At 46.0% G+C, this 24,178-nt stretch carries 21 protein-coding genes and 1 riboswitch; of the genes, 4 read left to right on the forward strand and 17 right to left on the reverse strand.

Annotated elements, in window-relative coordinates:
- Window positions 1-66: 66 nt before the first annotated feature.
- The 15 genes from AC6EJC_RS00485 to AC6EJC_RS00555 form a co-directional block, all read right to left on the reverse strand.
- Window positions 67-1,449 carry a lanthionine synthetase C family protein gene (locus AC6EJC_RS00485; RefSeq protein WP_444952243.1) on the reverse strand — a complete coding sequence of 461 codons (1,383 nt, stop codon included), beginning with the start codon at window positions 1,447-1,449 and terminating at the stop codon, window positions 67-69.
- A complete protein-coding gene (locus tag AC6EJC_RS00490; protein WP_444952244.1) occupies window positions 1,446-3,320 on the reverse strand; it encodes an ABC transporter ATP-binding protein in 1,875 nt (624 codons plus the stop codon). The genes AC6EJC_RS00485 and AC6EJC_RS00490 overlap by 4 nt, the downstream gene beginning before the upstream one ends.
- Complete coding sequence (locus AC6EJC_RS00495) at window positions 3,317-6,553, reverse strand: lantibiotic dehydratase (protein WP_444952245.1); 3,237 nt, start codon at window positions 6,551-6,553, stop codon at window positions 3,317-3,319. The genes AC6EJC_RS00490 and AC6EJC_RS00495 overlap by 4 nt, the downstream gene beginning before the upstream one ends.
- The gene (locus AC6EJC_RS00500) at window positions 6,532-7,299 is read right to left on the reverse strand and encodes an ABC transporter permease (protein WP_444952246.1); all 768 of its coding nucleotides are present in this window, start codon (window positions 7,297-7,299) and stop codon (window positions 6,532-6,534) included. Before AC6EJC_RS00500 ends, AC6EJC_RS00495 begins: the two co-directional genes overlap by 22 nt.
- A gap of 12 nt (window positions 7,300-7,311) precedes the next feature.
- On the reverse strand, window positions 7,312-8,112 hold the full coding sequence (locus AC6EJC_RS00505) for a DUF2705 family protein (RefSeq protein WP_444952247.1): 801 nt from the start codon (window positions 8,110-8,112) through the stop codon (window positions 7,312-7,314).
- On the reverse strand, window positions 8,109-8,837 hold the full coding sequence (locus AC6EJC_RS00510; protein WP_444952248.1) for an ABC transporter ATP-binding protein: 729 nt from the start codon (window positions 8,835-8,837) through the stop codon (window positions 8,109-8,111). Before AC6EJC_RS00510 ends, AC6EJC_RS00505 begins: the two co-directional genes overlap by 4 nt.
- A 170-nt stretch (window positions 8,838-9,007) precedes the next feature.
- Entirely contained in the window at window positions 9,008-9,187 is a 180-nt protein-coding gene (locus tag AC6EJC_RS00515; protein WP_444952249.1) for a gallidermin family lantibiotic, read from the reverse strand.
- 448 nt (window positions 9,188-9,635) lie between these two features.
- Entirely contained in the window at window positions 9,636-11,720 is a 2,085-nt protein-coding gene (abc-f, locus tag AC6EJC_RS00520) for a ribosomal protection-like ABC-F family protein (RefSeq protein WP_444952250.1), read from the reverse strand.
- A 103-nt stretch (window positions 11,721-11,823) separates the two neighbouring features.
- Complete coding sequence (locus AC6EJC_RS00525) at window positions 11,824-11,967, reverse strand: RAxF-45 family protein (RefSeq protein WP_016822706.1); 144 nt, start codon at window positions 11,965-11,967, stop codon at window positions 11,824-11,826.
- A 79-nt stretch (window positions 11,968-12,046) separates the two neighbouring features.
- Entirely contained in the window at window positions 12,047-13,231 is a 1,185-nt protein-coding gene (locus AC6EJC_RS00530; RefSeq protein ID WP_444952251.1) for an MFS transporter, read from the reverse strand.
- A gap of 68 nt (window positions 13,232-13,299) precedes the next feature.
- A riboswitch (purine riboswitch) is annotated at window positions 13,300-13,399 on the reverse strand.
- 57 nt (window positions 13,400-13,456) lie between these two features.
- Complete coding sequence (locus tag AC6EJC_RS00535; RefSeq protein ID WP_444952252.1) at window positions 13,457-14,416, reverse strand: acetylxylan esterase; 960 nt, start codon at window positions 14,414-14,416, stop codon at window positions 13,457-13,459.
- Window positions 14,417-14,428: 12 nt separating this feature from the next.
- Window positions 14,429-15,478: a glycoside hydrolase family 130 protein gene (locus AC6EJC_RS00540; protein WP_444952253.1), complete on the reverse strand. Its 1,050-nt coding sequence runs from the start codon at window positions 15,476-15,478 to the stop codon at window positions 14,429-14,431.
- A 61-nt stretch (window positions 15,479-15,539) separates the two neighbouring features.
- The gene (locus AC6EJC_RS00545) at window positions 15,540-16,373 is read right to left on the reverse strand and encodes a carbohydrate ABC transporter permease (protein ID WP_444952254.1); all 834 of its coding nucleotides are present in this window, start codon (window positions 16,371-16,373) and stop codon (window positions 15,540-15,542) included.
- A gap of 2 nt (window positions 16,374-16,375) precedes the next feature.
- Window positions 16,376-17,260 carry a carbohydrate ABC transporter permease gene (locus tag AC6EJC_RS00550; protein WP_444952255.1) on the reverse strand — a complete coding sequence of 295 codons (885 nt, stop codon included), beginning with the start codon at window positions 17,258-17,260 and terminating at the stop codon, window positions 16,376-16,378.
- 67 nt (window positions 17,261-17,327) lie between these two features.
- The gene (locus tag AC6EJC_RS00555) at window positions 17,328-18,650 is read right to left on the reverse strand and encodes an ABC transporter substrate-binding protein (RefSeq protein WP_444952256.1); all 1,323 of its coding nucleotides are present in this window, start codon (window positions 18,648-18,650) and stop codon (window positions 17,328-17,330) included.
- A gap of 235 nt (window positions 18,651-18,885) precedes the next feature.
- Here AC6EJC_RS00555 and AC6EJC_RS00560 point away from each other — a divergent pair, with 235 nt between their 5' ends.
- The 3 genes from AC6EJC_RS00560 to AC6EJC_RS00570 all read left to right on the forward strand — a co-directional run bounded on the left by AC6EJC_RS00560 (window position 18,886) and on the right by AC6EJC_RS00570 (window position 22,518).
- Window positions 18,886-20,061: an AGE family epimerase/isomerase gene (locus AC6EJC_RS00560; protein ID WP_444952257.1), complete on the forward strand. Its 1,176-nt coding sequence runs from the start codon at window positions 18,886-18,888 to the stop codon at window positions 20,059-20,061.
- Window positions 20,058-21,257, forward strand: a complete 1,200-nt coding sequence (locus AC6EJC_RS00565; protein ID WP_444952258.1) for a glycoside hydrolase family 130 protein — start codon at window positions 20,058-20,060, stop codon at window positions 21,255-21,257. The genes AC6EJC_RS00560 and AC6EJC_RS00565 overlap by 4 nt, the downstream gene beginning before the upstream one ends.
- Before the next feature lie 247 nt (window positions 21,258-21,504).
- Entirely contained in the window at window positions 21,505-22,518 is a 1,014-nt protein-coding gene (locus tag AC6EJC_RS00570; RefSeq protein WP_444952259.1) for a substrate-binding domain-containing protein, read from the forward strand.
- Between the two features lie 118 nt (window positions 22,519-22,636).
- Here the strand turns inward: AC6EJC_RS00570 and AC6EJC_RS00575 are convergent, their stop codons facing one another.
- Entirely contained in the window at window positions 22,637-22,849 is a 213-nt protein-coding gene (locus AC6EJC_RS00575; protein ID WP_025721956.1) for a cold-shock protein, read from the reverse strand.
- Between the two features lie 245 nt (window positions 22,850-23,094).
- Window positions 23,095-23,610 carry a DUF2179 domain-containing protein gene (locus tag AC6EJC_RS00580; RefSeq protein WP_023990890.1) on the reverse strand — a complete coding sequence of 172 codons (516 nt, stop codon included), beginning with the start codon at window positions 23,608-23,610 and terminating at the stop codon, window positions 23,095-23,097.
- Window positions 23,611-23,767: 157 nt separating this feature from the next.
- Here AC6EJC_RS00580 and AC6EJC_RS00585 point away from each other — a divergent pair, with 157 nt between their 5' ends.
- Window positions 23,768-23,944, forward strand: a complete 177-nt coding sequence (locus AC6EJC_RS00585; RefSeq protein ID WP_444952260.1) for a CsbD family protein — start codon at window positions 23,768-23,770, stop codon at window positions 23,942-23,944.
- Window positions 23,945-24,178 lie beyond the last annotated feature (234 nt).

Below are 24,178 nucleotides of genomic sequence, written 5' to 3' on the forward strand. Positions count from 1 at the left end.
CAAATGGTCGGTTAGATCTTTTTTTATCTTTATGATGTTCAGACTACGTGAAAACCATAGTATATCTCAGCGGATCAGAAAAGCAACATCCCAATCCGGACTTTTGTCTCCAATTAAGGAAGCTAGCACCAGAGCCACCCCAGCACTTCCATTCAGAAAACCTGCCTCATCCACTTCTTCAAGTCTATCCTCCAACAAAGTATGATCGTAAAAGCCAAACAACGAATTAGCATCGAACATATTTAGTACATCTTGCAGTAGCTTATCTCGTATCATGCCTAACCTCTCATGTCCTGTATCTGAGTACATACGTTGAACAAGGTGTAATAACCCACCGATACCATGACACAATGTGGCAGAAGACAATCCTCCTTTTCGATATAGTCGTTTCTCTATATCCAAATAGGCGGTGAGCCCCGTTTCAATCCATTCTTCATTGTGAACAGCTTGTCCTGCCAACCAGATAGAACGTGCAATACCCGGTACACCATAACACCAGGAATCACGATAACGCTCTGTACAATCATGCAATAAGTGATCACTCACCCATTCTTCAAAAGAAATCCGACCAGGCCAAATTATGCCTTCCTTTCCCTCAACCTGCCAATGGTTTATAAATTCAGCCAAGCTAAGAATATCATCTTTCAATAGGGGGGAGCTGGCTCCATGAAGAGCAGACAAGCTTAGAAAAGCTAGTGGGCCTGCAATGCCATGTGAAAGTCCTAAATTAAAATTACCTTGAGGATATTGTAATTTTTCACCCTCCTGAAACTGATATTCCGGAGAAATATGCCAAGCAGGTACTATGTAACCACTCGTATTTTTCTCACCGCACATAATCTGGAATAGCTCAATGGCCTGCTCCCATATCAAGCGCATACCAGGACGGTTCAGAAATAGCATAGTGATACGTCCAATTCCTGCAAATCCTGATATTGTGTCATATTGACTCATTTGCAGCCTTCCGTTTTGCCACTCTTTTCGATAGAGAGTCAGTTTATGCGAAACAATCTCTTCATACCAAGAGGCAAGGGAATCCAGCATACCTTGGTAACGTGTTCCATTTCTAGATAAAGCGTGAATCCCCAGCAAAATGCCTGCTAATCCACTATATAGGGAAACATTATAGATGCCCTGCCGCTCCACAAACATTTGAATCTGTTCTAGATATTGATGTCCTATAATATCCCAGCAATCATCGGGATATAGTCGATCCAGCTCACCCATGAATAAACATATACCTGTGAATCCACTAGCTAAAGTTTCATCTGACCAACGTTCTATCTTCTTTCCATCGACCTCTATTGGAGGAACCTTTTGCATCCATGAACGCACCTGATTCGGATCCTTGTAGCGCTCGGCAATCTCCTGCAAAACTGCGGATATCTTATCCTTCATGATTCCCTCAATTGGTATCCAATTGTTGCATTTGTATGAGGTAACTGTCATCCTGGAACTCTCCCTCCAGCTTCGACCAAATTTTCTTCACTGAACGTATTGGCCTGAATGTTATACATCTCTGCATATAATCCACCCAGCAGCATCAACTCTTTATGGGTCCCCTGCTCTACAATCTCACCGTTATCCATAACGACTATTTTTTGCGCCAGACGTGCTGATGAAATTCGATGAGTAATAAAAATACCAATACTATCCTTCATTAATTCAAGAAACAGGGCTAGCAGATCCCTTTCTGCCACTGGATCTAGAAAGGAACTCGGCTCATCCAAAATATACATATCGGCCTTCCGCAAGAAAGCCCGTGCTATTGCCACTCGTTGCCACTGTCCCCCCGATAACTGGTAACCATCCTCAAACCACTTTCCGAGCTGAGTATCCAATCCCTGCGGAAGCTTGGTTATAATCTGGTCTATAGCTGCGCATTGTGCTGCATAAATGAGCTCGTCATCCTGCTCTATACGCTCTATCGATCCAAAACCGATGTTATGACGTGCTGACATTTCATAGTGCATGAAATCTTGGAACACAACGCCAATCTTATCCTGAACTAGCTGCAAATCGTAATCGTGAACAGAACGTCCATTAATTTTGATACTTCCTTCATAATCGTTGTAGAGCTGCATCAACACCTTTATGAGCGTTGACTTCCCTGAGCCATTTTTTCCTACTATAGCTATTGTCTGGCCCCTACTCATAGTTAAATCAATATTTCGGATTGAGGGGACGGTCTGACCCGAGTAAGTAAATGAAACGTCGTCTAATGATATTTGCTCCATACAAAATCCCTTGCTATCGTCCATGACAATTAACGTCGCTTGTTCTTTTTGACGGCGGACTGGGTCTGATGTGGGTAGCTGCAGAAATAAAAACAGCTGTTCCATATACAAATTATTTTGTGAAAATTGGACCATCCCCTGAATTAAAGCCTGCATCTGATTTTGCGTCAGCATAATTGCTTGAATATAGCCATATAGGCTACCTACTAATATTTTTTTCTCAAAGGTTTCTCTAATGGCCAGCCACACCACTCCCAACAACACAGCAAGTTCCAGCAGACTGTACATAAAGGTAATTGTGACCCGCTTTCCTAATATTCGCCTATCTTCCACAAAAAACCGTTGCAACAAATCCTTATATCTTTTAAGTAAGTAAGTACTCATATTAAAAATTTTGACTTCCTTGACTGCACGATCATTAGTTAACAGAAAGGTCATGTACCATGATTGCCGATATAACGGAGTTCGATTCATATAGATTTCAAACTGTTCTTTATTTAGTTTAAGGATAGAATATACAGACACCAATGAGATCAAAAACAGAATAACAACTACCCACCATTTCCACAAAAAGAGTAAAGTTGCAGATGAAAGCATAGTTACCAAACTAGATAGGATACCTGTCATTTGGGTATACAACTGGTATGGTCGGTAAGAGGCTTCCTGAGATGCACGCTTTAATTGGTCATTAATTTCTGAATTTTCATAGTCGGCTAATCCCAGTGAACTTGATTTTTCCCCAATCATTATATTTAATGATTTGGACAGCACCGCTTCTAGTGTGCCTTCCACATAAGTCTGACTCATCGTAACTGCACTCTTCAGTACGTAAATGGCTATGAAAAAGCCAAACTGTAACAAAATCAATCGAATGTCTCCACTAGAAACAATACCATTAAGCAAATTTTGCATAACCATCAGTGTCAAAACGGGCATCAGACCTTGGAAAATATGCAAAAAAACGCTAGAAACCATATAAAACTTATTCATACTAAACACTAATGCAAATAACTTTAACCCCTGATGTATGGCACCTAATATGGAAGAAATCCTAGAGTTTGTATTATTATTCAAATGAGTCATTGGTGACTCCCCCGATATTTAACCAAGCTATCTAAAGCATGCCTGGCCATGATCATCACCTTACGTTCTCGTCTTCTGTCTATACCCAACAACCGATTTAAATGCATATGGATTACACTATACATAATATCTTCTTTAGTATTAGTGATTTCGCCCTTCCCCTCCTGCTCATTAAGCTGTTGATTATATTGTGCCACTGCCTCTTTTCTCAGCTTGAAGATAATCTCTATAGAGTCCCAAGTGGATTGGAAAGAAGCTGGAGTTTCCAGCCCTGATGTCATCCATTGTAAAAAGAATTTCCTCTCCTTGCGAAAATCTTTCAAATACTCCTTAACGTTAAAGTTTCGATTTAGTAACGAATAAGCATCCTCTAAGCAGTATCCAAATTGATATAGAAGGTTAATAACACTTAATGTTGCTATAATCTCCTGCGACAACGAAGTTTGGGCAAATCTGATAACCTGTATGAGTCTTGCTACCACTTCACTATCAGAAGAAAACACTCTCTCTGCCCATGCCATAAGCTCCATTCCGCCGTAACGTTCCAATTCAGGCTCGTACGTATCAATGACAACTCTAGATACCAACCCTTCATCTACTAGCATTTCTGTCCATTCATGGAAAATGGACAGAAACATCTGCACCTTACAATCCTTCGATAATTCAAACCTGACACGAAGATGCTTATCAGGATCAGCATACCGTATAAAATACGCCTGAAGGATCTCTCCACTCTGCTGATATTTCTGCACGAATTCATTCCAATATCTTCCTATAAACTCATCTTGTCGAGTGTCCATCCCATATAGTTTTCCATAAAACCAAGAACCTCCAGGCAGATAGAAACGGTTAACTTTTACAGAACCTTCACTTAATTTCTTACGATCTACATTTAGGGTAGCAGCGATTTCTTCCCCAAAGTAGTGAGCATCATCAGCCTGATTCCGTACGAGCGGGAACACAAATTCGGCCGCTAAATGACCATCGCAACGGGTAACTGGCGTCTCTTCGACTTTACCTATGTGCTCAATTAATGTGACTGTGCCTTTAGACTGAATATCTCTGCAAATTTGTTCAATGTGCAGCGGATGATCCATATCTAGCAAGATACGATTATCCGATTCAATCATATATACATAACGCGGTACATTCCATTTCATTTGGAATTGGCGAACAGACTCTTCAATTATCTCAATTTCCTTGGGCTGACTAGCCATCTCATCATTTGCTATTCTCCATGTAGCTGGATGGAGAATCATATGCTCATATCTTAGACGTGGCGTGAATGGAGACTTTGCCGCGAGTCCCCAATCCATAGGTGACCATTGTTGGTAACCACTCTGGCTAACCTCGAGGAGAAAACGGTATATATTGGGGGTGACTTCCGGATTGAGCATATGTCCCGCTTTGACAATAACCTCGCGATTGCGACTCAAAGACTTCAAATAGAGCCGATCATCCCTCATCCCCACAACGAGGTCTGAAACATGAATTTGTCGTTCCTCCGACAATACATGATTGGTTCCTATGGCTATTTCATATGGCCGGCTATGTCTCGTTAATACCACATTAGCCATTCTCCCCGCACTAGGCAGATAGGATATTTCGGCCAATAACTTTTCAGGTTGCAACTGCTGCTCTTCCGACTGGATTATAGAAAACATGTCTCCAAAGGGCTCACCAAGTAGATCCATAAATCTACCAAACGTTTTTCCCGCACCATCGGATCCCTGATTGGGGCCTAAAATAAGTGTATACTCCCCACGATTTACAGCTGTTTGACTAGTTGCTGCTAATTGTACAATCAATTCCATAGACGGTGATGCGATCCATCCCTCTTGACCCTCTTCCTTTGCAATTTCGTCGATCATAGCATCTGTAAGTACAACTTCATTTTTTCCTTCACGAATACAATCTAGAAACCATCGAAACAGAAGCCTTTCGTAGTGTGCTCTCGACTTGGTCGGTAATATATTCTGTAATTGTCCACGACGACTCGGAGGATGATTGTAGCCTATCGGGGCACCTAGTCCCATGTCTTCATCCAATAGCTGCAGTATTGGAACTTCTCGATATGGACCATACTTTTCAAGAAATTCTGCACTAAATTCGTCCAAGGCCCTATTCCTATAACAGGAGATCCTTGTTAGCAATTCAGCTACACGCTCTACATCCCTGCGAATGGACTGGGGCAGTGTAATTCTCCGATCTTCAAGAGAAAGATCAATTTGGAGACTTGATCTCACATCGAACATGCAATCCATACTTTGTCTTATTTTCTCCATTAAGTCCTCACCCTGGCCTACAGGGAGCTGATTATATTCATGAATATCAGTTGCAATTTGAATCAGCTTCTCTTTTATATCATCTATCCCCGTTACTGGTTTCAGAACAGACATAATATGATTTAGCGGATCAGTGGTAGTTGTGGGAGGAATAATCTCAGAAATCAAAAACTCTTGCTCAAATAGTTCCCATACATAACGCTCAATTGTTTCTATATCAGCAACTTTAAATTTCTGCTGGAGATGATGAACCAAATCACAATAGGGTATAGGACTTGAACTCACACCCATCACAAAATCAAATACCTGGGTTGCACGTACAGATACGCTCTGATCCTCTCCTTTAGTCATACTGCCGTGCCTTGTTGTATAGGGGATTTTAGCCCTGCTCCCCTGACGAAAGATTAATGTATTGCGCTGGACTTTAAGCTGTCGTACGACCTCATGCCGGCTTTCAATTAACTCCACCATCTTTAACAACCATTCCATGTCAGGTCTGGCACGCTTTCGAAATGTTTCAGGACCTTGCAAGCAGAGCTGTGATTGTTCCCCGAATTGTCCGTAGGTTACTCCTGAAAATAATCCAAATGGTGTAGGACGTGTGATCATTCTTATAACATAACGAATAAATGCTTTAATAACCTGCCCTTGCTTGCGCGGGTTATCTGGGTTATACATATGTATCAAAGATTCAAGCAAAGTGGGACTTGATGCTGCCAAAGCTTCACGTATAACCGGATTACGGGACAATTCAGATAGGTAGTTTATCGCAGCAACCGTAGCCTCCTCATTGTCCCCAGTCTCGGTTGAGAAGCATTTTAAGAACTCTTCCATAGGCAACACAGGGGTACGCAACATAAAGAAGTCTAACGCCTTATATAGATTTTTCATAGTTTCACATGAGGCCTCCGTTCCGAACTGAACTTCTATACTATTTTCTTTTGCCATCGAGTAAAACTAATAATAACGCATATCACAATCATCCCACCTACACACATCCAAAATTTAAATGAGTTGTCAACCTGTAGAGCAAGCAATATTTCTCGAAATGGGTCCATTAACATAATGAGCGGCCTAAACAATTGGAAGAGAAATGCAGATAAAGTTATAATACCTATATAGGAAAACAATGGTCGGGATACAAACAAACATATGACACTACTTAACATGAGCTTCGCTAGGCAAACTATAGTTAACACGAGATAAAATGCAAGTACATAAGGTATGGCATCTGATGAAGTAGAGGTTACGGATGAACCATATTTAAAAAAAGTAGAGCTATGCGGGAATAACCACCATCCCGCAATCACACCTATAAGCAAACTTGTCCCTAAAAAAATGATTGTCGTGACCGATAAGGCTAGCAACTTGGCGAGCCAAAACTGAAAGCGGCGGTACGGCCGTAAAACATATAACCTGTACGCCCCGGAATGAAGATCACCACCTAACTGATCGACATATAAAATAGGAAGCATCGCTGTAGTTAGAAATAGAGCAACTTCACTCATCATCAGCCACGGCAGATTTAAATTATTTACAACCATCGTCCCTTCACCAAAACGGAAGACCTTTGTGCCCGTTATTTTATGACTCCATATAATTGCAACAATTATTAATATATAGGCTACGTACAACAAATAAGTAGACTTTCGATTCCAAATCCGTTCCATTTCGCTTTTCCAGATTCCCAGCATAAAGAAATCCCCCTAATACAAATAATCATCGGCTACAAAGCGGCGGTATGCGCCCCAAATAAAAAAGAAAAGATATAAACAAACGACAGTGACAATTGCCCCATTCACAGACCAATTCCCTATTAAGGACTTATCCAGCCCAGTATGCTGCATATATGGGATAATCATAAATGTAGCCACATCGTATAAATATGGTATATGAGAAACAAAGGATGCCAATTTTAAGTACAACGGATCAAACAATAAAGAGCCCAAATTGTATACCATACAAATACCAATTGCATACGTCACACTCTTACTGTACATAGCGACAAAGCAATAGAAAGAACTTATAGCTAACAGTGAGGCAAGCGCCCAGCCGTAGTATTCAAGCACTTGCAGTCGTTGGAATCCGGATAGGCCCGCGTCACTTAAATGATATGAATACTTCCATATTTCAGCGATTACCTGTGATGAAATGGCAAATGCAAGGAGAAGAAACAAGATAGAACTGTTCAAAACTAGCAGCTTACTCCAAAAAATCTGACCGCGAGTAAATCGTCGCATAAATAATAGACGCAGCCGCCCACTTCGAAATTCCTCAGTAAACATAGCAGCTGCTAAAGCAGCCACAGGAATATTGCAAAATAAATACAAATTCTCTTTCAGACTTGCGACAATAAAAATTTTGTGTAGCGCCTCTATTGGAACATCCCGAGTACGCAAATAATATAACCCTGTCGAATAAGCTAGCACGGGTGTGCACAAAACCATAAGCCAGAACCACTTTCGCTTCCACAATCGTTCGAACTCGCTGTATATCAATAACTTCATAGTCCCATTAATCCCATAAAAGCATCCTCCAACCGTTGGCCTTCCTTTACCAGCTGCTCCGCAGGCCCCTGCCAAACTAGCCTGCCTTCTTTAATTACAATGAGTTCGTCACACATCTGTTGCAACTCATCCAGTAAATGGCTTGAGATAAAAAAGGCATAATTCGCTGAATCACGCAAATGAAGCACAATATCTCTCAGTTCCCTCATCCCCATAGGGTCAAGGCCATTGGACGGTTCATCCAGCAATAAAAGTTCAGGAGCACCCAGCATGGACTGCGCAATGCCTAGCCTTTGCTTCATTCCGAGAGAATAGGTTTTCACCTTGTCGTCTCCCCGTTTTTCTAACCTCACCTTTGTGAGTAACTCTTCAATATGTATCTCCCGATCTGAGGGTGCAATTTCAGAGTGCAGCCGTGACAAATTGCGTAAAACCTGCCTACCTGTCATATAATCAAAAAAGACCGGAGATTCAATAATAGCCCCCACCTTAGATAGCGCTTTTTCCCGATCTGTGTGTACATCATATGAAGCTATCTTTACAGAGCCGCTCGTTGGCTGCATCAATCCGGTCATGACCCGCATCATCGTGGTTTTGCCTGCTCCATTAGGTCCAATGAATCCATATATCTTTCCTTTTTGAAGTTTAAAAGAAATACCATCCAACAAGTCTCTCTTTCCCATTCTCTTCGTTACCTTACTAACCTCTAGTAAAGAGCCCGACATACCTTCCCCTCCATGCATAGCAATATACAATTAGCCTGACACGACCATTTTTACTTTGGAATACGCTTTTCCAAACAAGAAGAGGAACTATTAAGACGTCCCTCTTCTTGATTTTCATTAAATTCACCTATCATAAAAGAATCATAAGTACTTAAAAGGCATTTTAATTACTAACAAAATGCCCCGACATTCGTGTAACAATTCTTCCCGCAGGTAGCAACACACTTAGTATTGTCCGTTTTATCATCACCACATCCGCCGGAGCATCTAGCAACACTAGTGAATTGAGGCTCAATAGAACCTTGAGATTTGTTTACTTGAACGTCCAGATCAAATAAATTTTCAGCCATTGCATTCCCCCCCTTTCATTCAGATATACCATCAGCCTTCAGCGAGATTCATATTTACCCCGCCGAAGCTTTCCTTCTCGCAATAGAAGAGAAGGATTTATATGAACAACACCCCGACCAGATCGTCACCTACTCGAAATATTGCCATATATCACGTAGACAACCTGTATGTATGATCTTTGTTGACAACAAACACTTCATCTAACAAAAGTTTATATCTTCCTTACAAACAAAAGAATATCACATGTTGCAAAATGTAAATCTATTACTTTATATGTAAAAGAAAATAATAATCATGCATTTTAATGTATTAGTTTTAATATATGGTTATTTCATTTCCACTCCCCTTCTCTTTTACCATACAAAAATAGCCCCTCAGCAGACGTGCTACCTTAGGGCTACCCTCTATATAAAATAAACCGTTGTCTATTCAGTAACAGCCTGTCACCTACTCCAGTTCAACCCACTCGCCGAGCAACGTGTCCAGCTCCGCTTGCAGCCGCTCACGCGCATCCCACAGCTCCGCCATGTGGATCGTGTCGCTGCTTGTGCCGAGCAGCTCCAGCTCGGCATCCGCCGCCGCCAATTCTGCTTCTTTGGCGGCGATGGCCCGCTCCAACCGCTCGCTGGATGCAACGGGCGTACGTGATGGCTTCGCGGCCTTCGCTTCGCGGGCCCCAGACCCGGCAGCGGGCGAGCCCAAGCGACCTGCTGATCCGGAGCGAGCACGGCTCGCATCGGCTCCGGTGGTCGCTCCTGTACGTGCAGCCGATCCCACCCCATTACTGGCTGCACCAGCAGACGCAGCTAGGCCCGAGCCAGAACCGCTACCCGATGCGGCTCTGCTTGCAGATGTCGGGCGTGTCCCGGTATCCCCCTCGCTCTGTAGACGAGCGTTTTCCAGCTCCCGCTTCTTCGCTCGGTACTCATCAAAGCTGCCCAGATAAAAGGTCAGCTTTCCAGCCTCCAGCTCCCACACGCGCCCTGCCAGCTTATTCACAAAATAGCGGTCATGGGAAATCGCCAGCACCGTTCCCGTGTAGGTGTCTAACGCTTCCTCCAGCGCCTCGCGTGAGTCAATGTCCAGATGGTTTGTCGGCTCATCCAGCACCAACAAATTTGGCTTTTTCATGACCAGCAACGCTAGCCGCAAGCGGGACCATTCGCCACCGGACAGCATGCTCACGGGCTTAAACACATCGGCACCGTAAAATAAATACTTCGCTAGCAACCCGCGTGCCTCGCCTTCTTCCACCCCTGCTTCCTCCTTGAAGTAAGCAAGCACAGTTGCCCGGCTATTCCGTTCTCTCTCTTGCTGCGCCAAATATCCGTACTCCACGCGCGCACCCCACTGTACCGTGCCTGCATCCGCGCTTTCCTGACCAAGCAGCAGCTTGAGCAGCGTCGTTTTGCCTGAGCCGTTATCACCCAGCAAGGCCACCTTTTCGCCGAATTCCAGACTACCCGTTGCCCCGTTTAATATCTGGCGCTCTCCATAGGATTTGGCGATTTCTTCAAATTGCAGCACTCTGCGACCTGAGCGATCCTCCAGCTTTAAGTGAAACTCCGCCCCCTGCGGGTCCAATACAGGCCGCTTGACCAGCTCCATGCGCTCCAACGCCGTACGAATGGAGGCTGCTTTTTTGAAAAACTTTTCGTTGTCGCCATTGCGGCCCCACTCTTCAAAACGCCGAATGGCCTCTTTCATCTTTTTGATCCGCTTTTGCTGTTCCTTATAATCTTCAAATTGCAGTAGCAATCGTTCTTCCTTTTCCTTAACATAGCCGCTGTAGTTCGTATAATACGTAAACGCCTCGCCATCCTCGAGCTCAATCATTTTAACGGCAACCCGATCCAGAAAATAACGATCATGGGACACAACCACACATGCGCCTGTGTAGCCCTGCAAAAATTGCTCCAACCATTCCAGCCCCTTCAAATCCAGATGGTTGGTCGGCTCATCCAGCAGCAATAAATCCGGCCGCCCGATCAGCTGTGATGCCAGCGCAATTTTCGTTTTCTCTCCACCTGACAGCGAGCCGAAGCTGCGCGTATACATTGCTTTGGGAATACGCAGCCCATCCGCTACTTGGTCAATATTTGCATCCATTTCATAGCCGCCGTTGCGCTCAAATCGTTCCTGCAAGGCAGCATACGATTGCAGCAACTTCTCCAAAAGACCCGCATCCGCCGCCACAACCGGATCTGACATATCCCGTTCCAGTGTGCTCATCTGATTGCGGCAATCCTGCAGCTCACGATAGGCGTAAGCCAGCGTTTCGTATACGGTGAAGCTCTCAAACTCCGCCGGAATTTGCGGTAAATAGCCGATTTTCGTATCCTTGGCAATGACGAGCTGCCCTTCATCTGGGCGGGACAAACGTGCGATTAGGCGTAATAGGGTGGTTTTACCGCTTCCGTTGCGGCCGATGAGCCCCACCTTTTCCCCCGTATGGATATCAAACGATGCACCCTCCAAAATCAAATTGGCAGCGTGGTATTTTTTCAATTGTTGACCATTTACTATATACATGTTCAGGCTCTCCTTTATTTAGGAAGACCCTTACCCGGGTAACACAAAAAGAGCCGCAGGAGCAACCCCGCGACTCTTCGGAAGATACAGCAATCCGTTCGAGTTAAGGTAGGCGTCTTCTCGCGATGTTTACAACCGTATGATTAAAATTGGACAGACTTCTCCCGTTGTATGGAAAAGCATGAACAATGCCAGCCATAGCAATCGGCAGCTGGCTAATACGGTTGTTCAGCATCTCGTGATTCACCTACCTCACCTCCTTCTTCATAATTGTGTGTAGTATAACATGTTTGCTCGTATTATAAAAGAGGGGATGGCCAATTGAGCTATAAAATGGATTGGTGTCCGTGCCCTCTGACAGCCTGCGATGTCCCGGCTCTGGTAATCGAAAATACGCCGCAGACAAAAGCAACGATCACAAATGCCCCGCCTACCCAAGCATTCGTGGCAACAGAATCACTATTCTCAATCACTACCCCTCCCAAGGCAGAACCGAGAGCGATCCCGACCTGGAGTGCGGAGAAATTAAAGCTTTGCTGAATACTACCCGATTCGGGTGCATTTTCAATGAGATAGCTTTGCATCGGAGGCGACAAGGCCCAACTCAGTATTCCCCATATGATCAGGAGTGGCGCAAATACATACATCGAGTGGATCGAGAATGGCAGCAAAAACATCACGGCGATAAACACGCCCACGACGATTAGAATACTTTTCGCTGTTCCGAACCGGTCGGCCAAAGAGCCGCCAATAAAACCGCCACTCACTGCCGCCAGTCCAAAGACAAAATAGGCCACACTAACCCATGAAGCGTTCAAGCCCATCAGGTTTTCCAAAAACGGAGTGAAATACGCATACAACGTGTAGTGCCCCGCTAGTGTCAGCGTGGTTACCAGATGGGCACTGATCACTTTAACATTTTTCAAGGATTTCAATTGATCGCGCATAGGCACAACGTGTTCCGTCGGAATCCGCTCCATAAACAAGTTTATAACGATCATAGCAACTACCGTCAATAAAGCAATGATCAGGAAAAGCACCCGCCAGCCAAACGCATTTCCAATCAGCACTCCGGCTGGAATACCAAGCACGATGGAGGAGCTAACCCCCATGGAGATGACTCCGAGGACGCGGGCCTGATAAGCCTTGGACACGACTTTGACCGCAATGGTCAGCGATAACGTCACAATCAGCGATCCGCTTGCAGCGGTAACAATACGGGATACAAACAAAACAGCATAATTCGGACTCCAGAAGGCCAGCAGACTTCCCAGAATAAAGATAAACATCGACCACAGATACAGTCGTTTTCGTTCAATTTTGGCGGTCAACGCCAGCAAAGTCGGCCCGGCAATAGCATACACGAGCGCATAGATCATAATAAGCTGTCCTGCCGTGCTTACGGAGACATTCAAATCCTGTGCAATTTGGGGTAGAACACCACCGATAATCAGCTCCACCAGACCCACCGTAAAGGTCGCAATCGTTAAAATAACTACTTTGAAGTTCATTACATTAGCTCCTTTGCTGTCATGTAAATCCCTCGTATCACGCAAAAAAATCCTGACCACAAGAAATGTACAAGACGTACACTTTTTGTAATCAGGATTTATCGGTTCCTGGTAGAGACCCTCAAACCATATTATTGAGGTTATACAAATGGGACATTCATTTATTACGCATTCACGAAGGTTATAGCTATTACTATAAAGGAGCCTTTACCGAAGTTCAACCCCCTAAAGCTGTAAAAATTCGTTCATGGCGCGATCCGACAGATGCGGTAAGTATTCATGGCCGTATTCGTGATAGAGAAGCATTTCCTTGTCTGACACGATTTTATTGTACACCGCAAACTGGGTGGAGGGTGGACAAACTCCATCCGACAACCCCGTCACAAATAGCACCCGGCCCCGAATACGGTCTGCCAAATGTTGAATGTCGATGTAGCCTAATCTGTGAAACACCTCTATCTCACGTACATGATTTGGATCAAACCAACGAAAATAATAAACCAGTTCCTCATATGCAGATGTAGTGGCATCCAACGCCCAAGCTCTTTTATAGTCCGACAGGAACGGATATACCGGAACCGCCACACGGACACGAGGTTCCAACGCAGCGCAGGCAACCGTTAAGGCCCCTCCCTGGGAGCAGCCAAATGCGCCGATCCGTTCGGGGTCCACCTGCTCCATCGACATTAGAATGCGCACCGCCTGTACCGTATCCAAAAATACATTGCGGTAATACAACCGATCCGGGTCCGGGTCGTCAATCCCGCGGATAATATGGCCGCGAACCGTCGTTCCTTGAACCTGCAAATTGTCCTCAGACAGCCCACCTTGTCCCCGGCAATCTATAGCCAGCACAGTGAATCCGTGTGCCGCATAGCTCACCTTGTCGAACCAGTCACCACTGTCGCAGGAATACCCATGAAACATGGCCAAAGCCGGGCCTTGTTCTGTAAGATGCTTGGGACGAGCCAGCTTTCCGTGAACCTTTGCTCCGCCTACTCCAGTAAAATACAGGTGGTAACACTCCACCAACGGAGAGACAAAATTGGCCGGCTCCAGTGTATAATCAAGTGGCTGCCGCTCCAACTCCTGTAATGCCCGTTCCCAGTATACGTCAAAATCCGAAGGCTTCGGGCTACTCCCCATATACGACTGCAATTGCTGTAAAGACATATCCTCCGGCATTCAAGTTCCCTCCTACATCCGGCCCGACTCACGGTCGTCTGCGACCACTTCATCCGTTGCGATGACATACTTTATAATGTCGGATACTGTCGTGTATGCGATACCTACATACGTATCGGCGGCTCCATAATAAATCGCAATCCGTCCGGTGTCCGCATCATGCAGCGTAGCACACGGGAACACCACATTCGGCACAAAGCCCCGTTCTTCGTACCATTCCTCCGGGGTCAACACGAAATTAGAGGAACGATATTTAACTTTAGACGGATCATCCAGGTCAAGAACGGCTACGCCCATACTGTATACTAGCCCATTACACGTGCCTGTCACCCCGTGATAGAACATCAGCCAGCCCTCTGTCGTCTCAATCGGAGCCGGTCCACCGCCAATCTTTACCGATTGCCACCAGCCCTGTCCACCCTTGCTCATCACATGACGGTGCTTGCCCCAGTACACCAGATCCGGGCTTTCACTTAGAAAAATATCCCCAAACGGCGTATGACCGCTGTCGCTCGGACGGGATAGCAGCACAAAGTTTCCATTTAGTTTGCGGGGGAACAGCACACCGTTGCGATTAAACGGCAGGAATGGATTTTCCAATCGTACAAAGCTTTTAAAATCCTTCGTTTGCGCTATACCCAACGCCGCACCGTAAAAATCTGTACACCAGATGATATAATACGTATCCTCCACTCGAACCAGGCGCGGATCATAAGCATAATTAGGCTGGTAATCGTTTCCTGCCTCATCGACCAAATGCAAACGTTCCGTTTCAATGTCCCAAGCCAACCCGTCGTCACTCCAGCCCAGATGCAAATGCGGGCGTCCATTAATCGTTTCGGCCCGAAACACCCCCACAAACCGCCCTTCATACGGAGCTACTGCACTGTTGAAAATACGGGCAATGCCCGGCACCGGATTCCGTCCAATGACCGGATTCTCACTATGCCTCCATACCGTAGCCTCGCCACCTTCCGGCTTATCTTGCCACGGCATTTCCGCCAGGCTGTCTCCCACAATGCGTACGTCACCTACATCTAAATCCACATTCAATTTACTCATACGTATACTCTCCTCTCACCGAGATACTTGATTTCACTGATTTTTCTATTTCACCGTTATTCTATTTCACTGAACCTTGCGCGAATCCGTTATAGATATATTTCTGTAATGATAAAAACGCAACCAGCGTCGGAATGATGGCAATGATAATACCCGCGCTAATGACTTCCCATTGCGAGCCATATGGCCCTTTAAACTTGAACAGCGCCGTAGATATGACCTGAAGGCTTGTTTTGGGCATATACAGGAACGGGGTGTAAAAATCATTGTAAATATTGACGCCCTTGATAATAATCACGGTCACAATGGCGGGCTTCAACAGGGGCAAAACAATTCTCCAGTAGATCGTCAGATAGGAGGCCCCATCCAGCATGGCCGATTCATCCAGCGCCACCGCGATAGAATCCAGAAACTGCAGAAAAATATACACCGCAATAATATCCGTTCCCAAATACAGCAAGATAGCCGCCCAAGGCGTGTTAAACAGCTCCAGCTTGTTGATAATTTGGAATGTGGATACCTGTGTCGTTACCCCCGGAATGAGGGTCGCGAGCAGGAACGCTCCGAGCATAAGGCTTTTGCCCTTAAATTTAAAACGGTTCAAAATATACGCGATCATGGAACCCGTCAACGTGGCCCCAATGATCGAGACCAGTAGAATAAAGGCCGTGTTCATAAATCCGGTTAGCATATTTCCATTGACAAAGGCTTTGACGTAGTTCGCCCAATTCAGCCAGTTGTCCGGGGGAGTCAAAGGACTGGTTGCCGCATATTCAGCCTTCGTCTTCAAGGAAGCAAACAAGATCACGACAATCGGCAACAGAGCGACGAACGCACCTAGCAGTAACGCGGCATATTTGATGCCGTTCGCCAGCACTCTTTTCAACATATACACGGTTAGTCCTCCTCTCCCCGAATCAGCAAACGTTGAAGCATCGTAACAACAACCACGATTAGCAGCAAAATAACTGCCAGCGCCGAGGCCAGACCGACCTTGCTGTATTTGAACGCCACATCAATCGTTTGGATGACGAACGTTTTACTGCCGTTGGAGCCGCCAGTCATAATATACGGGATGTCGAATGCACTGATCGCCCCGCTAATCGCCAAGATGAGATTCAACTGTAAAATCTGCTTGATACTCGGCAAAATAATATGTCGGAACTGATGCCAGCGGTTAGCCCCGTCCATATCAGATGCTTCATACAGATCACTTGATATGGAGGAAATCGCACCGAGGAACACAATAAAATTAAAGCCCATGTATCTCCAGATCGACGTGCCAGCCAGTGAAATATTGATAATCTCCGGGTTGCCCAGCCACAGCTTGATATACGAACCCAGCCCCAGTGCCTGAAGTAGTGTATCCAGTGTGCCGTCCGGCTTGAAGAAGAATAGGAAAATAAAACCAATAGCCACCCCGTTCATCAGGGAAGGGAAAAATAAAATGCCTTTAAACACATTTTTAAACCAGGTTTGGAAGCTGAGAATGGTCGCAAAATAAAGAGCCAATCCCATCTGTATAAACGTAGCGACAAAGTAATACAGACTGACCTTAAATACCGAGAAATACTCAGGATCGGTAAAGATTTTGATATAGTTTTCAAAGCCCACATATTCCAGACGCTTACTATAGCCGTTCCAGTCCGAAAAGCTGTATTTGAACATGTTGATCACCGGCAAGTACGCAAAAGTGATCAGCAGCGCTAGCGGAATAAATGAAAAGGCTGCAATAATCGCCAATCTTTGTTTGGAGTAGCTGAGATTCGAAAATTTAAACATGCTGCACCTCCTGGCTATCCGTCCATCGACTGCTACGTCGATCCTTTCTTATCGTCAGTTCAGATGACTATTTGGCTTCCTTCGCAGCCACTTCAGCACGCGCCTTCACCCATGCGTCGTTCAGATCCTTCATAATGGTGTCATACGATTCCGGGCGGTTACCGACTGCTGCCTCAATAATCCGTTTCTTGAAGTCCGGCTGCCACAAGCCGATCTCCCCCTTTTTGTCGATTTTATCGACAATCCCTTCCTGTCCTTTTGGAGACGGAGTGAGCGTTTCAAAAACGACTCCTTGATCTCCGTATTGCTTCAAAATGTCGGGCAGTTCTGCACCCTTCACCGGACTAATGCTGCCCGCCTGCTCTACGGCATAGTTGGACTTGTTGGTAAACCAATCCACCCAAGCACGAGCCGCCGCTTTATTTTCACTGTTTACGTTAATACCGAGGTTGTAATCGGCTGCCAGCGGAACAAGCACCTTGGAGGCATTCGTCGGAAAAGGCATAAACCCGATATCGTCCTTGTTGGTGGCTATGCTTTTGATCTGGTCAATCACCCAAGAGCCAAGTACCATCGTACCGATTTTGCCTTGAGCCATATCCGCCTTGGAGGTCTCCCAATCCGTAGTAGTTGGGTCTTTTTCGATCAGACCATTTTTAGCCGCATCGTACAGGACCTTGTACAGTTCATAGTGGGGCTGACCCTTCGTAAAATTGTCATCTGTATTCGGCTGTGTGACATTCACATATTCCTTCGTACCCGCCACTGTTGCCAAATCAGCTTCCCACTGGGTCAGTGCCCACCCAGAGGCATAGTTTGTAAACAGCGGCACCGCCTTGGTTTTGTCCTTAATCTGCTGTAGCGCTTTCAGGAATTGATCTGTGGTTTTGGGAATTTGCGTGATTCCCGCGTCCTTAAACACTTTTTGGTTATAAATCACACCGGAATACGTAATCGCTACCGGAATACCGTAGACGTTGTTGTCCACCATACGTTCTTCAATGCCGGTATACTTGCTTTTCATCTCCTCATAAGTGCCCAGTGGTTCGAAAAATTCGGGTAGTTCTGCAATGGGAATACTGGTAGGAATAAGCAAAACATCTCCGTAATCCCTGGTCCCCATCCGAATTTTAATTTGGCTCTCATAATCGGCTAACGCTTGAAAATTAACTTTTACGTTCGGATAAAGCTTGTTGAATTCCTTCGCGTAGTCTTGAAACACGGTATCTACAATATCTGTCCGTTGTGTAATAACCGTGATTTCACCCTCCACATCCTTTGGATCAGAGCTGGCTGCTGGTGCATCTGATCCTTTTGGGGCACATCCTGCAAACAACCCCGCTAACAATAGCACCGACAACAATGGCACCAAAACTTTAGACAACTTCATGAAACGACCCCTCCCATTTTTTAGAATAAGGTTATCGTTAAGCTAACAAAATTTATTCTATTATGATAGCGCTTACTTTGTCAATTACATTATTTATTTGTACGGGCCATGGGCTTGTTTCTTTTGGGAAAACGCGAGTCGAGGATAGTTGACAGTTCGCAAACACATGGCTATGATACTCTTTGTAAAGTTAACGATAACTTAATAATAAATTTTCCGAAGGAGGCTTTGTCTCTTGGAAACACTACTGCACGAAATTAGACAGGAATGGAAGGAACACATACTCCCATTCTGGCTCGGGCTGAAGGATGAAACGCATGGCGGATTTTACGGCGAGGTGGATGTGGATCTGCACATTCATAGCCAAGCGGACAAAGGCGGGATTGCCACTGCACGGCTACTCTGGTCATTCTCGGCGACTGCCCGTGTAACGGGGGAAGACACCTATGCGGAAGCCGCACGACATGCATTCACATTCCTGCGAGATCACCTGCGAGATCCGTTACATGGAGGAATGTACTGGATGGTGGACTACACCGGGCAACCTGTAGACACGCGCAAGCATGTCTACGCACAGGCATTCGCGATCTATGCGCTGGCAGAGTATGCACGAGCCACGGACGACCCGAATGCATTACCACTAGCTATGGAGTTGTTTCACCTACTGGAGCAAAAAGGATATGATCGCACCCGACAGGCATACGGCGAACAATATGACCGCTTGTGGAACACGCAGCCTAATGAGCTACTCAGCGAAAACGGGGTTACCGCGCATATCACCATGAATACGCATATTCATATTTTGGAGGCGTATACCCAATTGCTGCGCGTCTGGCCAAATGAAGAGGTTCGGGATGCGCTGACGAACGTACTGAACATTTTATATCATCGTGTTTACGATGCTTCTGCCCGACGACTGGGGGTATTTTTCGACCATGAATGGCGCTCTCTGCTCGACCTGACCTCATACGGTCACGACATCGAAGCCAGCTGGTTGATTGAGGACGCTATGAATGTGCTGGGTTATTATCCATCAGAGTACGTGAACATGGTGATGGATATTGCCAACGCAGTGGCAGAGCGCGCTGTTCAGCCGGATGGCTCGCTCATCAACGAGCGGGAGGGAGATCGGGTAGACACCTCACGTATATGGTGGGTACAAGCCGAGGGGATGGTTGGCTTTTACAATGCGTTTCAACGGACACAGGACGAACGATTTTTGCAAATTGTGAAAAATCTATGGGCCTATACCCGGCAATATATCATCGATCCGCGTCCCGGGGGTGAATGGTTCTGGTCGGTTCAAGCGGATGGTAAGCCTGATGCGAGAGAGATTGCAGGACCTTGGAAGTGCCCTTATCATAACAGCCGATTTTGCATAGAAATGCTGGAAAGGATGGAAAACCAATGATCCATAGCAAATACGATGAGCTGCTATTGCAGCAAGAGGAACTGATTACACGCCCCAACGAGGTTAAAACTTCCTTTTATAATGGCATCTACGAACGCTACCTCTACCCAGTGCTCACACGCCATCATGTTCCACTTCACTGGCGGTTTGATCTGGATGCACAAACCAATCCCTTTTTTATGGAGCGGCTGGGTGTAAATGCGGCATTGAATCCTGGGGCGATCTATCATGAAGGAAAATACATTCTTGTTTCGCGCACCGAGGGACTGGATCGAAAATCATTTTTCGCCTTGGCAGAGAGCGATAACGGCATTGATCAGTTTCGGTTCATTGACGCTCCTCTAGTATGGGATGATATCGACCCGGAAGAAACAAACATGTACGATATGCGGCTAGTGAAGCATGAGGACGGCTGGATTTACGGCATTTATTGCTCGGAAAAAAAAGACCCTGACGCGCCACCCCACGATACCTCCAGCGCTGTCGCTCAGGCCGGACTGGTCCGCACTCGTGATCTTCGCACATGGACCCGGCTTCCCAACATCACTACCCAGTCCCCGCAGCAGCGCAACGTTGTCCTGCACCCCGAATTTGTGGACGGTCAATACGCCTTCTATACTCGTCCCCAGGACGGTTTTATTTCCACCGGCTCGGGCGGTGGCATCGCCTTCGGCCTGTGCAAAGATATTACACAGCCCGTGATTGAACGTGAAACCGTCATTGATGAGCGCTGTTATCATACGGTGTACGAAGCCAAGAACGGGCAAGGCCCTGCCCCGATCAAGACGAATCGCGGTTGGATTCATATCGCTCACGGAGTACGCAATACGGCCGCCGGGCTGCGATATGTGCTGTATACCTTTGCCACCAGTCTGGAAGATCCTACGCGCGTCATCGCCAAGCCCGGTGGGCACTTTCTGGCTCCTTATGATGAGGAACGCGTGGGCGACGTTTCGAATGTTATTTTCTGCAATGGGGCAGTCGTTAACGAACAAGATGAAGTCTTTATTTACTACGCGTCCAGTGATACCCGTATCCACGTAGCGACGACCACCATCGACCGACTGGAGGACTACACATTCAATACACCTTCCGACCCGTTGCGTTCTCTCAGCAGCGCCGCTGTCCGCCGCGAGCTGATCCATCACAATGAAGCGCTATTGCAAGCACGCTCCCGTCCTTCCCAGCGGACATAAGCGCAAGCTTTATCCTGCTTGCGGAACCATGTATACTATCCATAGAACAACTGTTACCCGCGGGCTAATAGTTGTTCTATGGGCAGCTATGCTGCTAGCCTTTGTATCTTTACAGAGCAGCTATGCTGCTAAGTTTTTTGTATCTTTACAGGCGGCAAAGCTAATGATATTTATCCCAGCATTTTGCATCCGTTCTCTGGATTTATGCAAAATGCTTATCTTTTTAAAATTGGAAGGCGGAACAGGAATGAAGAGCAACGTAACGATGCGGGATATTGCAGATAAGCTGGGAGTAAGCAGCGTGACCGTGTCGAAGGCGCTCAATGACAAGGATGGGGTTAGCGAGGAGTTAAAAGAGCGTATTAAGACGCTTGCGGGCGAAATGGGTTATCGTTTCAACACCGTTGCCAAGTCCATGAAAGAGGGCCTCACCTATAACATTGGTGTTGTAATCCCCGAACGTTTTACCGGCCCCGGCCAATCGTTTTATCTGCACATCTACCAGCAAATTTCACGGGCACTGGAGCCATACGGCTACTACGGCATCCTTCACATCCTCCATCGCGAAGACGAGGAACAGCTTAATCTGCCACGTATCTATTACGACCGCAAGGTGGACGGCTTCATTCTCCTGGGCCAAGTGAGCAAGCCATATATCGAGCTTGTACAAACCATGGACCTGCCCAAAATGTTTCTCGATTTTTATGATGAGCACGCCGATATCGACTCCGTGGTGACGGATAATTTTTACGGAGCCTACGAGCTGACCAACTATTTGATCGCCCAGGGACACCGGGATATTGCATATGTGGGCAATCTCTATTCCACCAGCAGTATTCAGGATCGTTTCCTCGGCTACTATAAATCCCTGCTGGAGCACAGGTTGCCCCTCCGTAACGAGTGGGTGCTCAGTGACCGGGACGACGAAGGTACTTTTGTTGAAATGGAGCTTCCTCAGCCACTACCGACTGCCTTCGTATGTAACTGCGATCAGGTCGCTCACAATCTGGTGCATAAGCTAATTGCTCTGGGATACCGCGTGCCTGAGGACTGCTCTGTAGTCGGCTTTGACAACGATGTATACGCCACTCTTATTGTTCCGCAACTGACCACGGTCGGAGTAGACATTGAACAGATGGCTCGTACCGCTATTGATTCGATGATGAAAAAAATAAGCCATCCCGGCAGTCGTTTTGGTCGAGTCCTTGTGCAGGGACATATTGTATATCGTGATTCCGTGCAGCCCATCGAGAGGCCATGATCAACGCATACCTGTTTTGGGACAGGTGATTCCTATTCTCAATATTCCACAACCAAAAGCCGCTCAGCATGTCGCTGGAGCGGCTTTTGACGTTCATAGATTCTGCAGGGTGATTATCTTAGGAGCGCTGGGCGACAAAGGAATTGCCCGCCCGATTGAGAATCGGCAGCATCCGCATTTCCTGCCCCATCGAGGCTTGGCAAAATGGACAAGCTGGCTCGTTCAAAAAGGTGAAATCCGTTCGCATCCAACCGTTGCAACCCTCGTTTGTACACGACCAAATAGCCGTATTTTCCTCTGGAATGATTTCCGGGGCCTGGCGTCTGTACATCTATATCCCCCCTCGGTTTTTATAGGGTAATATCCCCTGTCGGCATACTGTTAATTCTCATATGTGCCAGAATTTTTAAAAATCCGATTCCAGTCGCTCCGAAGTGCAAGATATAGACGAACTAAACCATTTCGATCTATATCTTGTTCATCGGAAGTCGCTTATTGGATTTTTACAAAATTCTCACCTGTGCGGGTATTAATATGCTCCAACCTCCGAAAAATATGCGCATTTTACCAAAATATTTATTTACGGATAGCCTTGGTCCAGAAGCCGCCATGAAACTGCTTCGGCTCTACCGTAATGACAAAAGCCTTAGGATCCAGCTCCAAAATGGACTGATACAGCTTATTCTGGTTTTTTCGTTTAGCCAAAATTTCCATCACCAGGCGCTCTCCATCACGTCCACTGCCCAGCCAGGCTGTAACGCCGTATCCTTTGTCCCGCAGCGCGTTGGCAATTCCTCCATTGATCTCATTGCTGATCACCTTAACGGTGACGTAACCGAGCGCTATTTTTTCCTCAATCCATGCTCCAATAAGAATACCCAATGCGTAGCCAATGGCGTATACTGCAAGACTTGCCACTTGATCCAGATACTTAAGCACAACATTCAAGCCCAACACATAGACCGTAACTTCCACGGTGCTAATGAGCGCAGCAATGTATTTCTGTCCTTTCAGCGTCAAAATCATGCGCAGTGTATACGCCGACACATAAATAATTTGAATAACGAGAATAAACAATAAAATTTTGAGCATACGCTCACTCCCCACTTCACGTTCTGATTTAACCCATATCTCAACATTATACCCCTGTCTGTGATATACAGCCTCAGGTTTCGTATTCCCCTCGCTCGGGTAATGACTAACTACAGCATGCTGAAAGAAGGTTCGACCACATAAGGAGGGCTTCAACATGAAGGATAATGGAATTAGCGATAAAATCAAAGGTAATGTGAACAAAGCCAAAGGTGAAATCAAGGACCAAATCGGGAACGCCACGGATAATAAGTCCCTTCAAGTCGAGGGTAAACTGGATAAGGCCAAAGGCCATCTTCAGGAAACAGCAGGCAAGCTGAGGGACCACAATTAATCCAACTTTTGATACCTTGACGCACTGTTCAACAAACAAGTTCTGCTGTATTGGGCAGCGGGGCTTGTTTTGTTTTGATCCATTTTTTTTGGAAAAACTTTTACGCAAACAGGGCAACTTTTACGGTTGCTTTTGCGTCTAACCAATATAAGCACAACCCATAATGACTCTCCAAGCTGTTGGATTTTGTAGGCATTAATGTTACTCTAGTCTATGAACCAGGCTATAATTCTT

This window comes from Paenibacillus sp. TY11 (assembly GCF_059772165.1).